Origin of the sequence: Salipaludibacillus sp. CUR1 (assembly GCF_021028955.1) — a bacterium.
In the GTDB taxonomy this organism is placed as follows: domain Bacteria; phylum Bacillota; class Bacilli; order Bacillales; family Salisediminibacteriaceae; genus Salipaludibacillus.
This window is the reverse complement of the sequence record NZ_JAIWPE010000064.1, coordinates 15,781-29,458: the sequence shown is the minus strand read 5'-3', so window position 1 is coordinate 29,458 and position 13,678 is coordinate 15,781. Positions and strand designations below refer to the sequence as shown.

General features: G+C 40.3%; 16 protein-coding genes. 8 read left to right on the top strand and 8 right to left on the bottom strand.

Annotation, left to right across the window (positions count from 1 at the left end; translation table 11 throughout):
- The first annotated feature begins 38 nt into the window (after positions 1-38).
- From ytrH to K8O68_RS13100, 3 genes are all read left to right on the top strand, one after another.
- Entirely contained in the window at positions 39-371 is a 333-nt protein-coding gene (gene ytrH / locus K8O68_RS13110; RefSeq protein ID WP_093049472.1) for a sporulation membrane protein YtrH, read from the top strand.
- Entirely contained in the window at positions 368-871 is a 504-nt protein-coding gene (gene ytrI, locus K8O68_RS13105) for a sporulation membrane protein YtrI (RefSeq protein ID WP_230897326.1), read from the top strand. The genes ytrH and ytrI overlap by 4 nt, the downstream gene beginning before the upstream one ends.
- A gap of 233 nt (positions 872-1,104) precedes the next feature.
- Positions 1,105-1,287, top strand: a complete 183-nt coding sequence (locus K8O68_RS13100; RefSeq protein ID WP_230897325.1) for a YtzJ family protein — start codon at positions 1,105-1,107, stop codon at positions 1,285-1,287.
- 438 nt (positions 1,288-1,725) lie between these two features.
- On the opposite strand, the gene K8O68_RS13095 is transcribed toward K8O68_RS13100, so the two are convergent.
- Entirely contained in the window at positions 1,726-2,658 is a 933-nt protein-coding gene (locus K8O68_RS13095) for a DHH family phosphoesterase (RefSeq protein WP_230897324.1), read from the bottom strand.
- A 111-nt stretch (positions 2,659-2,769) separates the two neighbouring features.
- On the opposite strand from K8O68_RS13095, the gene K8O68_RS13090 reads away from it, so the two are divergent.
- Complete coding sequence (locus tag K8O68_RS13090; protein WP_230897323.1) at positions 2,770-3,072, top strand: YtpI family protein; 303 nt, start codon at positions 2,770-2,772, stop codon at positions 3,070-3,072.
- 51 nt (positions 3,073-3,123) lie between these two features.
- Here the strand turns inward: K8O68_RS13090 and K8O68_RS13085 are convergent, their stop codons facing one another.
- Complete coding sequence (locus K8O68_RS13085) at positions 3,124-4,431, bottom strand: CBS domain-containing protein (protein ID WP_230897322.1); 1,308 nt, start codon at positions 4,429-4,431, stop codon at positions 3,124-3,126.
- Positions 4,432-4,740: 309 nt separating this feature from the next.
- On the opposite strand from K8O68_RS13085, the gene K8O68_RS13080 reads away from it, so the two are divergent.
- Positions 4,741-5,412, top strand: a complete 672-nt coding sequence (locus tag K8O68_RS13080; protein ID WP_230897321.1) for a hypothetical protein — start codon at positions 4,741-4,743, stop codon at positions 5,410-5,412.
- A gap of 86 nt (positions 5,413-5,498) precedes the next feature.
- Here K8O68_RS13080 and K8O68_RS13075 read toward each other — a convergent pair whose 3' ends face one another.
- Positions 5,499-6,182, bottom strand: a complete 684-nt coding sequence (locus tag K8O68_RS13075) for a metal-dependent hydrolase (protein ID WP_093055025.1) — start codon at positions 6,180-6,182, stop codon at positions 5,499-5,501.
- Between the two features lie 146 nt (positions 6,183-6,328).
- Here K8O68_RS13075 and K8O68_RS13070 point away from each other — a divergent pair, with 146 nt between their 5' ends.
- Positions 6,329-7,423, top strand: a complete 1,095-nt coding sequence (locus tag K8O68_RS13070; RefSeq protein ID WP_230897320.1) for a M24 family metallopeptidase — start codon at positions 6,329-6,331, stop codon at positions 7,421-7,423.
- A 27-nt stretch (positions 7,424-7,450) separates the two neighbouring features.
- Here the strand turns inward: K8O68_RS13070 and K8O68_RS13065 are convergent, their stop codons facing one another.
- Positions 7,451-7,867 (bottom strand): hypothetical protein, encoded by a 417-nt coding sequence (locus K8O68_RS13065; protein WP_230897319.1) that lies wholly within the window; start codon positions 7,865-7,867, stop codon positions 7,451-7,453.
- 48 nt (positions 7,868-7,915) lie between these two features.
- Positions 7,916-8,668 carry an SDR family oxidoreductase gene (locus tag K8O68_RS13060; protein WP_230897318.1) on the bottom strand — a complete coding sequence of 251 codons (753 nt, stop codon included), beginning with the start codon at positions 8,666-8,668 and terminating at the stop codon, positions 7,916-7,918.
- Positions 8,669-8,896: 228 nt separating this feature from the next.
- Between K8O68_RS13060 and K8O68_RS13055 the strand changes: the two genes are divergently transcribed.
- A complete protein-coding gene (locus K8O68_RS13055; RefSeq protein WP_230897317.1) occupies positions 8,897-9,343 on the top strand; it encodes a universal stress protein in 447 nt (148 codons plus the stop codon).
- 19 nt (positions 9,344-9,362) lie between these two features.
- A complete protein-coding gene (locus tag K8O68_RS13050; protein ID WP_230897316.1) occupies positions 9,363-9,668 on the top strand; it encodes a DUF4391 domain-containing protein in 306 nt (101 codons plus the stop codon).
- Between the two features lie 469 nt (positions 9,669-10,137).
- Here K8O68_RS13050 and K8O68_RS13045 read toward each other — a convergent pair whose 3' ends face one another.
- The 3 genes from K8O68_RS13045 to K8O68_RS13035 form a co-directional block, all read right to left on the bottom strand.
- Positions 10,138-10,989 carry an EcsC family protein gene (locus tag K8O68_RS13045; protein WP_230897315.1) on the bottom strand — a complete coding sequence of 284 codons (852 nt, stop codon included), beginning with the start codon at positions 10,987-10,989 and terminating at the stop codon, positions 10,138-10,140.
- A 202-nt stretch (positions 10,990-11,191) separates the two neighbouring features.
- Positions 11,192-12,379, bottom strand: coding sequence for an acetate kinase (locus tag K8O68_RS13040; RefSeq protein ID WP_230897314.1), 1,188 nt, complete (start codon positions 12,377-12,379; stop codon positions 11,192-11,194).
- 249 nt (positions 12,380-12,628) lie between these two features.
- On the bottom strand, positions 12,629-13,636 hold the full coding sequence (locus K8O68_RS13035) for a class I SAM-dependent methyltransferase (RefSeq protein ID WP_230897313.1): 1,008 nt from the start codon (positions 13,634-13,636) through the stop codon (positions 12,629-12,631).
- Positions 13,637-13,678: the final 42 nt, after the last annotated feature.

Here is a 13,678-nt window from a genome sequence, read left to right as displayed (position 1 = left end):
TCATTAAGTATGAGCCTGTTTGGCAAGGGGGATGCTTTATGGATAAGGATTTTCTGGCTACACTTGTAATCGATTTTTTTGTAGCCTTTGGAGTTATAATAGGCGGCACCATAGTCGGCGGAATAGGCGCCTACCTGATTGGTAAACCTCCTTTATCTATTATGTACGATTTAGCCTCCAGTTTAAAGATATGGGCGCTTGTAGCTGCCATAGGAGGGACATTTGACGCGATCTCAACACTTGAACGGGGAATATTTGAAGGCACCCATGCAGACATCTTTAAAACATTAATCATGATTTTCGCAGCATTATCTGGGGCACACAGCGGAACAGTACTGATTCAGTGGATTACCCAAGAGGGATTCAAATGAGAATTCCGCCATATTACAAGGATAAAAGCTGGCAGCGTTTTTTTGCCGGTTTTTTCATAGGCCTGCTGTTTGGATGGACTTTTTTTTTATATCACTTTGGCGGTGTTCATGAAAGACTTGTTCTTGAAATCGGGGATCAGCAGACCCAAATTGAAAAGCATGAGAAAACAATAGCAATATTAAGAGAAGACAAGGATGAGCGAAATAAAGAGAACCAGCGCTTATTGACCGTTCAGGATATTAACATAGAATTTATAAACGAGGAAGAAGTTAAGCTGAGTGAACTCACCCTTCATGAGTTGAGGAGTGCAGTAGAAAGCGAATTGGAAGATGTGAGAAACAAAGATATTGAAACAGTTGCCAACTCCCACTACTTTTTGCTTAAGACGGTGCAAAACAAAATATTTATCATTAACGAAAAAAGATATCAGCTCAAAGTAGAACAGCTGTTTCTGTTGCCATCATTGGAAATGAGGGTGAAAATTGTTCCAGCTGAATAAAAATGTGACTTTTTTCTGAAAATAGAGATATCTTAGTTCCATTAAGGAGTTAGAATGGGTATACTATAGTTGAATACCTATGACAAAACTTGCTCATTCGCGAAAAAAATCACAACCATACCGTTTCTTTACAGATTGCGACGCTAGTCAAAAATTCCAGCAATATTCATTGTGAGCCCTCGAGTAATAACAGCTGGCTAAAGAAGAGCTAATTTAAAAAGGAGGCGTGTAAAATGAAAGTCATCAGCAGAAGTAAATTAGCACAGGAGAAGATAAAATGTATTCAATCCGGATACTCTGCCTTCGCTGAAACTGAGGAAGTATCTCAGAAATTAAAACAGGAATTAGAAGCTTTGGGAATTGACTATATCGAAGAGAAAACTCACATGGGCTCCTGGTTCATCCCCAAAACTTAATGTAATTATTATTAACGACACTGGAAAAAAATAGTAAACACAAAAGCATCCGAACAAACGTTGTTCGGATGCTTTTTTTGATTCTTCTGCTGAATTTAGGCAAGAACACCCGGAGAGGAGCAATCTCTACTCTGCGACGAGTAAGCGCAGCAGCAAAGTTTGGAAATCCACTTTCCTGAAAGTGTCCTTCGGGAGAATTAGTTGAAGACAAGCCCTCGGGTAAAGAAAACACAGCGAACTTCCACACGGATGTGGTGACTTCGGCGTTTTCACAGGACGTGAAGGGGTTAGCCGAAGATCCCTGCGACGATGTTGCGCTTATGCCTGCGGTGTTAGCCTTCGCCGGGAGTGAAACGGCTGATTAATAGTAACTCTTTTTTGATTGGTCAGTTTCTTTTGCATGTGAGATTCACCTAAGTCTGAAGCTTCGTCACTTGCTTAACGGCAAAGGTCTTCCAGTTCACTTAACACTTTCTCTGTCTCGCTCCAGTCTGAGAGAGAGGCCCCCGAAGCCATTGGATGCCCGCCCCCATTATAACGGGCTGCCAGCTCATGAATTTCAGGCCCCTTGGACCGGAGTCTGACCCGGATCACGTCTTCTTCCTCTACAAAAAACACCCAGGCTTTCAAACCTTTTAAAGTCGAAAAACTGTTAACTATGGAAGCTGCTTCTTTTGAAGTGACTTTATATTTATCGAGAATGTCTTTTGTTAAATATACATACCCGGCACCAGCGGGGGTGATTTTAACTTCCGATAACACATAACCCTCGAGACGAAGTAAAGATAAAGAAGTCTCATATAAATAATCATAAAGTTCAGGGCTGGAAAATCCGGCTTCAATTAAGCGGCCTGCAGTAAAAAATGTTTTTTCCGTTGTATTAGGAAAACGGAATCTGCCTGTATCGGCCACAATACCCGCATAGAGAAGCCTGGCCATCTCTTTATCCATAACGAGCCCTTCCTTCTCTGCCTCTTCAAAAAGCTCAAAAATCATTTCACTTGTTGAACTCGCAGAAGGATCTACCCACATCAGATCCCCATATGGATCCACATTAGGATGGTGATCTATTTTAATTGTTTCAGCACCGTTTTTGTATCTATCATCATCGATCCGGCCTGTATTGGCCGTATCGCAAATAATAACTAGTGATTTGGCAAAAAGGCTGTCTTCAATTTTGTCCATGCTTGCAAGAAAAGCAAGAGAACTTTCCTCTTCCCCTGCCATATATACTTTCTTATCAGGATAAAGAGACTTAATTAAAGCTTTCAAACCCGCCTGGGACCCTATCGCATCAGGATCAGGTCTGACGTGCCTGTGGATAATAATAGAATCCCATAATTTAATTTTATTTAATATATCTTGTTTCAATATTCCCACTCCTGATTAAATTTTGTATCAAGCCTGCAAAAAAGTTTGCCTGGAAAAGGTTTGTCCTTTAAAATGAATATGAGATTATTACATTTTAAAGGAGCCATTGATATGTTTTTCATATTCCTTATATTCGCATCATTAGTTGCTTTCGTTCATTTTAAAGTCCAGCAGGGACGGGCCACCGGACCTGTCGAAAAACGGAGCAATTCTTCCAAAGGAAGCATTGCTATCGGAATCTTCTTCATTTCATTCGGGATTAACAGTTATATGAACCTGCAGTCCTCTGTCTCAGCTTTTATCACTCTTATTTTTGTTATCTTTGGAACGATTAATGTGTTTTTTGGCTTAAAGCATTACCGCATGCTTAAGCCGCATCTATCTAAAGAAAAAGCAGCCCTCCAAAATAATTAAACAGTTATTGAGAACAGCACCTGATTAGACGGCTCAGGTGCTGTTCTCTCGTTAACGGTCTATCAGCTGGGCCATCAGCATCGCTTTTCCTACAATTTGATCCTGATGATATAATTCCACATCCACTTTTCCGAATTTCCGTCCCACTTCAAGAACTTTAGGCTTCACCTGCATCAGTGTATCAATCTGGACAGGTTTTATAAAGAACAATGTAATGTTTTCAACGACAAGATCGCCTTTTTTATGCTTCCGCAATACCCTGCTCCCGGCCTCTGTTACTATAGTAGTCATTACTCCATATGAAATAGTTCCGAGATGGTTGGTCATTTGAGGTGTCACTTCCAGCTGGAATGTATATTCATTCGCTGTAGACACGTCTTCAAAATGGCGTGTAACGAGATCTTCAATAGTATCTCCTACGTGCGGCTGACGCTGAATCATTTGCAGGGCTTTCAGGACATCCTGCCTGCTGATTATGCCTATTAGTTTTTTTGACTGGTTAATAACCGGGAGAAGTTCAATGCCTTCCCATACCATCATGTGGGCAGCCGAGGCTACGGAAGTCTGGTTTGTAACAGTAATAGGCTGTTTAGTCATCACTTTTTCTATTTCCATAAAAGGGCTCACACCCATGACATCTTTAGCAGTTACAATACCGTGGAGTTTCAGCTCTTCGTCTACAATCGGATAACGGTTATGTCCTGTTTTATTATTTAATTCATGCCATTTCTCAACCGTGTTTGAGGTCGTAAGGAAATCTGTCTTTTCAACTGGAATTAAAATATCTTCAACCGATATAATTTCCTTTTTTATAAGCTGGTCGTAGATGGCACGGTTGATCATAGTCGCCACTGTAAAGGTGTCATAGCTTGTAGAAATAACCGGCAATTCAAGCTTGTCTGCCAGCTGCTTTACTTCTTCACTTGTGTCAAATCCACCGGTAATTAATACAGCAGACCCTTCTTCCAATGCCAGTTTATGTACCTGTTCCCTGTTCCCTACAATCAGCAGGTTTCCCGCTTCCACATAACGCATCATTGCTTCAGCTTTCATGGCACCGATTACAAATTTATTTAATGTTTTGTACAGGCCGTTCCGTCCACCCAGTACCGAACCATCTACAATATTAATCACTTCCGCGTAGGTCAGCCTCTCGATATTATCCTTTTGTTTCTTCTCTATCCGGATGGTTCCGACCCGCTCGATCGTACTGACCAATCCCTGGTTTTCAGCATCCTTAATAGCTCTGTATGCTGTCCCTTCACTTACATTTAATACTTTTGCAATATGCCGCACAGATATCTTATTACCGATTTCTAAAGAACGTATATGCTGTAATATTTGTTCATGCTTTGTCATTAGAGGGTTCCCTCCCTGTATAATAAACTGTTCAATTAATATTCTTCCCCTGTACTAACACAAGTATAATCGTCCTGACTTTTGACATCAAGCTTATTTCTTTTAAATTGACGCTTACTTCACCCTTGTTTCAGGGTATACGTAGTTAAGGTATGTCTGTAATGAAGTCCACAGGGTAAAAGCATGTCTTGATTATTATAATCAGGTGATGTAAATCTCCGTATAAATCTGATAATATTCAATATGATATGTTATGGTGGTTTACCCTGTAATTTGATTGAGAATCAACAGAAAGGGGGATCCGGGCAGATGTTAAAAATATATGTATTACCGGCTTTATGCATTTTTTGTTTATTATTTTTTGTGTCGTGTAATGACAGCAATTCAGAATCTTCTCAAGTAGTCAGTGAAGAAAGCAATCCTGTGGAAATTATATTTGGAGATAATTATTCCAATTTAACCTCCGATGATTATGAAGAACTGACAGTCCATGCTATAGACTTATATGAAGAGGAAACGTCAGTGTTTAAGCCTGACCGTGAAACTATTAAAAAGTGGTTTATCCGTTATTATATTCAAAAGTATGAATATAATGAAGACTGGTCCGAAGAGGAAATGTTTCAAATGGCTAAAGAGAGATTTGAATATGAACAAGCCTGGATAAATTATGCGGAAGAAGAATACTCGGTGAGTGTGTCAGATGAAGAAGTAGACTCTCAGGCCAGATATAATCTTGAAATTTACCAGAATAACCTTCCGCCGTCTATTAGAGGAATGTCTGAAGCTATGAATTTATCAGTAGAGGAATTTATGATTGATTTTGACCGCGACCATGCTAAACGGACAGTGTTATGGGAATCTCTTGAACCTGTGCTGCTGCAAAAGTATGAGGATGAAGATGCCAGGCGGCTGGACAGTGTCTATCTCGGACAGAAGTACAAACAAGAAGTGAAAAGCTATATGGAAGACTACAATACTTAAAAAAGCTGTCGAAGGCAAACCGGCCTTGGACAGCTTTAATTAATTTTAAGCTTTTTGATTAAAAAGTTAACCTTCGGCTCCCGTATTTAGAGCTCCAGCTCGTCTCCTGCATTTAAAACGATACCTTCCCCGGTCTTCACTTTCTCTGCAAAAGCCAGTGCATTTTGTTCAATTACAGGGAAAGTGTTGTAATGGACAGGAACCACTTTTTTTGCTCCGATCCACTCTGCTGCAATAAGTGCATCTTCCGGCCCCATCGTAAAATTATCTCCTATTGGAAGGAAGGCCAGGTCAATATCATGAAATTCTCCTAGCAGTTTCATGTCAGAAAACAGACCGGTATCTCCCGCATGATAAACGGTTTTACCTTCCGCGGTAAATAAAATGCCCGCCGGCATGCCAGTATAAACGATTTTCTGGTTCTCTTCTTCTGTATAGGCAGACCCGTGGAAAGCCTGAGTCAGTTTTACTTTTCCAAAACCGAATTCATGGGCGCCTCCGATGTGCATCGGATGAGCATTCACACCTTGCCAGCCTAAATAAGTCGCCAGTTCAAAAGGGGCGACCACTAAAGCATCATTTTTCTTAGCCATCTCAACAGTGTCTCCCACGTGGTCGTTATGTCCGTGAGTTAATAAAATCACATCAGCTCTCGTATTCTCAGCTTCCAGGTCAGTTATTCCGTTACCTGTAATAAATGGGTCTATAAAAATATTTGTCCCATTTGTTTCAATTTTGACGACTGAATGTCCATGATAAGATACTTTCATCAGTGATCCCTCTCCTTTGTAAAAATTTTGTCTCTTAAGTTTCATACCCTGTCTTTTTTAAGATTATGCGTTTGATTTTTCACCTTGTATGATATCATAATTAAAAATCCGTGTAACACTGGTTAATCACTAAGGAGGTTTACGACATGCAACGACTGAAAAACTTACAGGAAAAATTAATAGAAAAAAATGCAGATGTCCTTATTGTTCAAACAAGACCGAATGTGTATTATCTAAGCGGTTTTGATACTGATCCTCATGAACGCCTCGTCGCTGTTTTTATACTGAAGAATCATCCTCCTTTCCTTGTATGCCCCCATATGGAAGTAAATCAGGTACAAGCTGTTTTTACAGAAGGAAAAATAATCGGTTACAGCGACACCGATAATCCGTGGGAAAAAATCGCCGGACACTTGTCCGAAAATAATATTGACATTCGGACAGCTGCCGTAGAAAGTTCGATCTCCTGGGCCCGAATGAAGGCCCTTGAACTAATAAACGCTTCTATTTCTTTCATAGAAGCTGATTCTATGATTAATGAACTGAGGGTAATAAAAGACGATTCAGAAATAGCAATTCTTAAAGAAGCCGCTTCGCTTGCTGATAAAGGAATCGAAGCAGGAATCGCCGCGTTAAAAGAAGGAGTTACTGAAATGGAGGTACTCGCTTCAATTGAGTACTCTTTAAAAAAGAGAGGAATAAGGGAAATGTCTTTTTCCACGATGGTTCTTTTTGGCGGGAATGGAGGAGATCCGCACGGGAATCCGGGGAACAGAACTTTAAAAAAAGGAGATGGTGTCCTTTTTGATTTAGGTGTCGTTTGGAAAGGCTATTCCTCTGACATTACAAGAACAGTTTTCTTTGATCATGTGAAAGAAGACGACCGAAAGATATATACCACTGTGTTACATGCTCAGCAGCAAGCGCTGTCCCTGTGCCGCCCGGGCGAATCTGTCAGTCAGCTGGATAAAACGGCAAGGACTTATATTGAACAAGCGGGATACGGATCTTATTTTCCCCACCGGATAGGACATGGACTTGGAATTGAAGTGCATGAATTTCCTTCACTCAGTGCAGAAAATCACTCTTGCCTGAAGGAGGGAATGGTGTTTACAATCGAACCGGGTATTTATATACCAGATCAGACAGGAGTGCGGATCGAAGACGACGTTCTAATTACAAAAGAAGGCCATCAATTATTGACTGCCTTTCCTAAAGAATTAACAATTATCCCCTCATAAAGTTATAAAAAAGAGGCCTGAAAGCAATTAGCTTAAGGCCTCTTCTGTTTTATCTCCCCTGTTCCAGAACCACGTTTGAATACAGTTATCAGAATCAATCCGCCTGACAGTTATACGCTCGATCTGTTTATACTTACTGCTCAGTTTTTCTGCTGCCTCATCTGAAATAACCGGTTTAGTTAAATCGATAATAGTTAACAAGTGTTCAAAAGACTGCTTTGCTTGATCACCTCGCCAAATTGTATGGCCTTCTTCATATTCAAATTCATCAGGATTCTCATATTCCCATTCATAAAGCTTTGTTTCTGTTTCAATAGTTACTTTAAGAGAAGAATGGTTATACCATGTATGCTCTGCAGCTAATCCTGTCTTGCCAGCAGCGAATCCACTTATTAACAGCAGAAATAGCAGGGTGAGAAAAAGAGATACCCGGATAGTCTTCATATAATCACCTCATCGTTAGGATGAGGAAAAACATGGATTTTATTCACTTTACCTGTATTTATGCAATACATTTACCCCGCCAGTCACTTCAAGTATCGCTCCGGTGATTAAATCCGATTCAGGGTCGCATAAAAACTTCACCGTTCTTGCAATGTCTTCTCCTGTACCAGCTCTCCCTACCGGAGTTTCTGTATCAGCGACTGCCTCCGCAATAGATGCTTCCTTCATCTCACCGGTTATTTTCCCTGGACAAACCATATTGGCCGTTATTCCATTAGGTGCCTCTTCAATAGACACCGTTTTTGTTAAAGAAACCAGCCCCGCTTTTGCTGCAGCAAAAGCAGACCTGTAAATCCAGCCGGGCGCATGCTGAGCATCCTGAAAGCCATATGTGATAATCCTTCCATATTTCTGCTCCCTCATAACAGGAATAATCTCCTTAAATAAGTAAAAAGCAGACGAAAGGTTTCCGTTTACCATCTGATCCCACTCTTCATCTGAATAATCCACCAGTTTTTTTCTTTCAAAAATATAGGGCCCTGCGTTTAAAATCAGTACATCTATACGCGAAAAACGGTCGTAAGCCTGCTTAACAAGCTGGGTTAAATCAGTTTTAGAAGTCACATCCCCTTTAACAAATTGAATACGTTCAAGTTTATCACTAAACTCCTGTCTCAGCCGTTCAACCGCTTCTTCGTCTTCCCGGTAATTAATTGTAACGGAATATCCGTCAGCTATCAGCTCTTCGACTACTCTTTTACCTAAGCCTTTAGATCCTGCAGTAATTAAGGCGTGACGCATCCGTATACCCTCATTTCTTAGTATGATCGTTATTGTTTGTATAACTGTGACTATATCTTATTATACTTATTATGAAGGGAAAAAGTAAAAGCATTTACCTTAACGGAAGCTGTGAATAATTACTCAATTTGTCAAAATAATTGAATTATCCCTCGTTTCAGGAAAGGTATCTTTGATATAATATAGCTATAAAGAGCTAATTTTTTTTATCCACAAGGAGGTAATACTATGGCAATCAAATATAACACTATTTTAGTTGCAGTCGACGGTTCAAATGAAGCAAAACGCGCATTCAGGAAAGCTGCTTTAATGGCAAAAGATCATGAGGCCAAACTATTGCTCACACACATTGTAGACACAAGGACATTTGCATCTGTTGAGCATTATGACCGGACTATATTCTCAGAAGCAGAAAAATATGCCAGAGAAATGCTTGAAGAATATAAGCAGCTTGCATTGGCTGATGGTCTCGAGGACGTTACTCTAATCCTTGATTACGGCTCTCCAAAAGTAAAGATTGCGAAAGACGTCGCTAAAAAGTATGAAGTGGATTTGATTGTCACTGGTGCCACCGGACTAAATGCAGTGGAAAGATTCCTAATAGGAAGTGTATCCGAACATATTACAAGACATGCGAAATGTGATGTGTTAATTGTACGTACAGATTCTGAATAATATAAACTGGAGGAAAACCATGGTTGTAACCTTCATCTACGACCCTCGGCTCGGCATTAAAGTCCCTTCTCTTGAAAAGCCGTGGGATGAAATAGATGCTCATATCCAAAGTGAAATTTTAGCTAAATGGGAAAAGGTCCGCGGGGATATACCCGACCGGATCAAAGAACTGGAAAGACAAATTAATCACTTGCAAGGGCAGCTATACAGAGAAAACAGTTTTAATCGAAGCTGTGAATTAAACAGCGAAATTGCCGAACTTGCTTCTATCATAAACGACTTATGGATATGGTACCGCACTGGAGATGAAGTCACTGTCACATGAGTTAAGAGAAACTGAGAACGGTTTATATGCTCTCGAATTGCAGAGGCTGGGACAAAAGAATAGTAATCATAAAGAAAGCCGAACAAATCTTATGATTTTTGTTCGGTTTTTCGCTTTTGTACTTCTTAATAAAAAGTTCACTCTGATAAATAGTAATTGCAGTGATTTCAGTCCGCCAGGCGGACGCTTGCCCAGGGGCTTGCCTTCAGCTAAATTCAACTCAGCCTGGAGCTTCGTTGAATTGGATCTTCAGACTGCGCTTACTCCCTGTGGCGTCGCCGCCTTTTGTCCTTCAATCAAAAAGCAGAGGCTATTTAATAATTGGTAAAACTAAAAATAACTCACCTTATAAGATGTCTGATATAAATTATTGTTCGTCCTTTGTCTCAGCCTTTGTATTAAAGAATTAATTTGCCATAAAACTCTCAGACAAGCCTTCGCCGGGAGTGAAACGGCAGAGTAAGTATACCTAGATAATGTCCCAGTCTCCCGTTTTTTCCTGCAAATGCCTTTTTTGATAAAAGTAGTGAGAAGCCTGAGAAACACCTTTAGTAAACGTGTAATTCATGCCTGCTCCTAAAGCAATTCCTGCCACGGGTATACCCTGGATAACTTTTTTTCTCGCAAACCTCAGGAACATGAGCTTCATTATCTGTTTAAGCGGCTGCTGAATCCACTGTTGCGTGAGCACATCGTCTTCTCCTTCATAAAACAGGGCATCCTTCTGATGATTCGGGATTTGACTATACAGGTCCTCCCATGCTACCTTCTGAAGTTCCCGCGGCAGAGACACCGCATGGAAGACTTTCAAAACCAGCATCATTTCGTACGGTTTACGCATATCGTATCCATAGGTCATGGCAGTCAGTTGTACAGACCTTAAATTGATAGCCAGCAGAAGAGGCAAATCAGCGAATGTAACGAATAACCCTCCAGCACCTGTTACTCCTCCCTGCCCAAATGCCAGGAGATTCTGCCTGGCAAGCTGCTTTTTAGCAATAAACCGAAGCTGATCAATTGTCAGTTTTTTCATATCTTTAACTTCAGAGATTTCCGGATGGAAGACCCTTGCTTCAGTAAATAAATAATCTATCGCCCGCTGGTCAAACCTGGCCTGCTGAACTGTTGACTGCAAGTAAAACAACGTCTCATCGAGCAAAGTTAAAGCTTTCTTTTTTAATTCAGGATTCAGCTTCTGTAAAGTCTGTTTTGCCCACTTTTGATAGGTACGTGAAAAATCTGTGGCTTTATCCGAGAATTGCCATTGTTCCCAGGCTTGGATTTCTGTTAATATGATTTTTTCCCTTTCGGTTAATTCCATTTGTAAGCACCCCCCTTACATTCATCCATCATTATTACTTTTCCATTTACCTGCAGTAATATCCTGCCGCCCTTATAAAAATAGGTAGTTTAGTTTATGATTTCCGCGGCAATTAGTGTTCATCAAATGAACACAAAAAGAGCTGGACCCCAAAAGTTTATCTTTTGAGGCCAGCTCCTTAAATATTTTATACCTGTCAGTATTATGATGATAACCTGACTGTGTCTCTTGCAATCACAACTTCTTCATTAGTAGGGATAACCATTACTTTGACAGGAGAGTGCGGATAATTAATAAACGCTTCTTTCCCTCTTGTTTTATTCAATGTTGGATCCCAGTAAATCCCCATAAATTCAAGGCCTTTTAATACTTGTGACCGGATGACATCGCTATTCTCACCGATACCGGCTGTGAAAATAACAGCATCTAACCCGTGCATGCGGGCAGCGTAGGAGCCAATATATTTGTGGATACGGGATGTAAACACTCCAAGAGCTAACTGGGCACGTTCATTATCTTCTTCTGCCTGCAATTCTATATCTCTTAAGTCACTGGAGAAGCCTGATAAAGCAAGCATACCACTTTTCTTGTTCAGCACATTCATAACTTCCTCAGCAGATAGATCGGCTTTTTCCATAATATAAGGAATCAAAGCCGGGTCAATATTACCTGAACGAGTTCCCATCGTCACACCTGCAAGCGGTGTGAAGCCCATAGACGTGTCAATGGACTTGCCTCCTTCAATCGCTGCAATACTTGCCCCATTTCCTAAATGGCATGAGATAAGCCGAAGATTTTCAAGAGGACGACCCAGCATTTCAGCTGCACGTTCTGAAACATATTTATGTGAAGTTCCGTGGAATCCATATTTTCGAATCCCGTATTTCTCATAATATTCATATGGAAGGCTGTATAAATAAGAATTCTCAGGCATTGTCTGATGGAATGCTGTATCAAAAACGGCTACAGCAGGTACATTTGGCAGAATTTCTTTAAAAGCCCGGATTCCAACCAGATTAGCCGGATTATGAAGCGGCGCCAGTTCTGAAACTTCTTCAATTCCTGCAATGACTTCATCTGTTATTAGCACGGAATCATTAAACTTTTCTCCACCGTGGACCACACGGTGCCCAATTCCTTCAATTTCATCAAGAGACTGAATGACATTATGGGAAGTAAGTTTGTCCAGAAGAATTTTAACAGCTTTTGCATGATCTTCAATCTCAGTTGTTTCCTTTTTCTTTTCTCCATCCACTTCCAAAGTAAATACTGCATCGTTTAAACCGATCCGTTCAACGAGACCTTTAGTGACTACTTCTTCACTTGGCATTTCCAAAAGCTGAAACTTTAGCGACGAGCTTCCAGCATTGATTGCCATAATTTTAGACATGAATCATTCGCTCCTTCATTCTTCTAGGTTTTATAGTTTTCTTACAATTGCTTGACTCTTTTTTCACCATAGATAATTAAAACATGGGAAGTAGGAGATTGCAACCACTGTTTCAATAAATTCAAGAAACAGAACTATAACAATTTTCACATAAAAAAACAGGCTTTATGTGAACTGCTGTTTATATACCAGCCTCATTTAAGTGAAATAATAGTACAGATATATAAAATATGACACTTTTGTGAAACCTTATTTTTCCTGTTTCAAATGATCGTCAAACCATCCCGAAATTTTCTGCATCATATCCGCAAGCGCCGACTCTTTTGTAAAAGAAGGCAATTCTGCAAGTAACGATTGTTTTGGTTCTATAATACCTTCTTTCTTTTTCCTTAAAACCAGGATACTTTTAGCTGCCTGTTTATTCTTAAACATGGAAGACGGCAGCTGCATTAACGAATATATTAAAGCTTTTTCTTTAATAAAAGTGTTTAATTGTTTAGACTGCTCTGTCTGGAAAATATAATTAGGAACAAGGAATATGAGGAACCCGCCAGGTTTCACATGATTTACAGCCTTTTCTATCAGTAAATGATGCACATAAGAGCGGCCAGTTTCAGCTTTCGTGGCAAAACTGTTTACCTGGTCTTCTTTAGGATAGTACCCGGCAGGCAAGTCTGACACCACCATATCCAGATTTTTTACGAAAGGCGCACTTACACTGTCCTGATGAAATAAGTCAACTGAATGTGACTGTAAGTTAGCATTTATATAAGCAAGTTTTAACAGTGTCTCATCCGGGTCTGCACCAATAAATGCTGCCTTTCTGTCAAGCTGGTTTAAGACGGCAGTCATAAGATTACCTGCTCCAACCGCCGGATCTGCAAGAACCTGTGTGTCGGCCTTTTTATCATAACTCTGTAACTTATTAACTAAATAACCGATAAACAAACTGACCGCATCAGGTGTTAACGCATGGTGAGGCTGGGTCGCTTCACGCATTCCTTTCAGAACTGCCAGCTGTAACGCCCGCCGGTATTCCTCAGGAGCAGTATCCTGTTTTTCCGGCAGCTTTTTAAATATTTCCTCCAGCTTATGAGAAATCTTTTCGTCAATGTCCCGGCTGATTTGTCCCTGATGCACCATGTCCCCCACATGGCTTAAGGCGTCTAAATAGATAAGGTCCCATTCTCTTTTTAAAAGTTCCGCTCCTTCATCGAGAACGAGATATACAGCTTCTGTATTTGTATTTTCCTGCAAGGCCGTCACTTCCTTTTCAATTTTAACCTGATGATATAATTA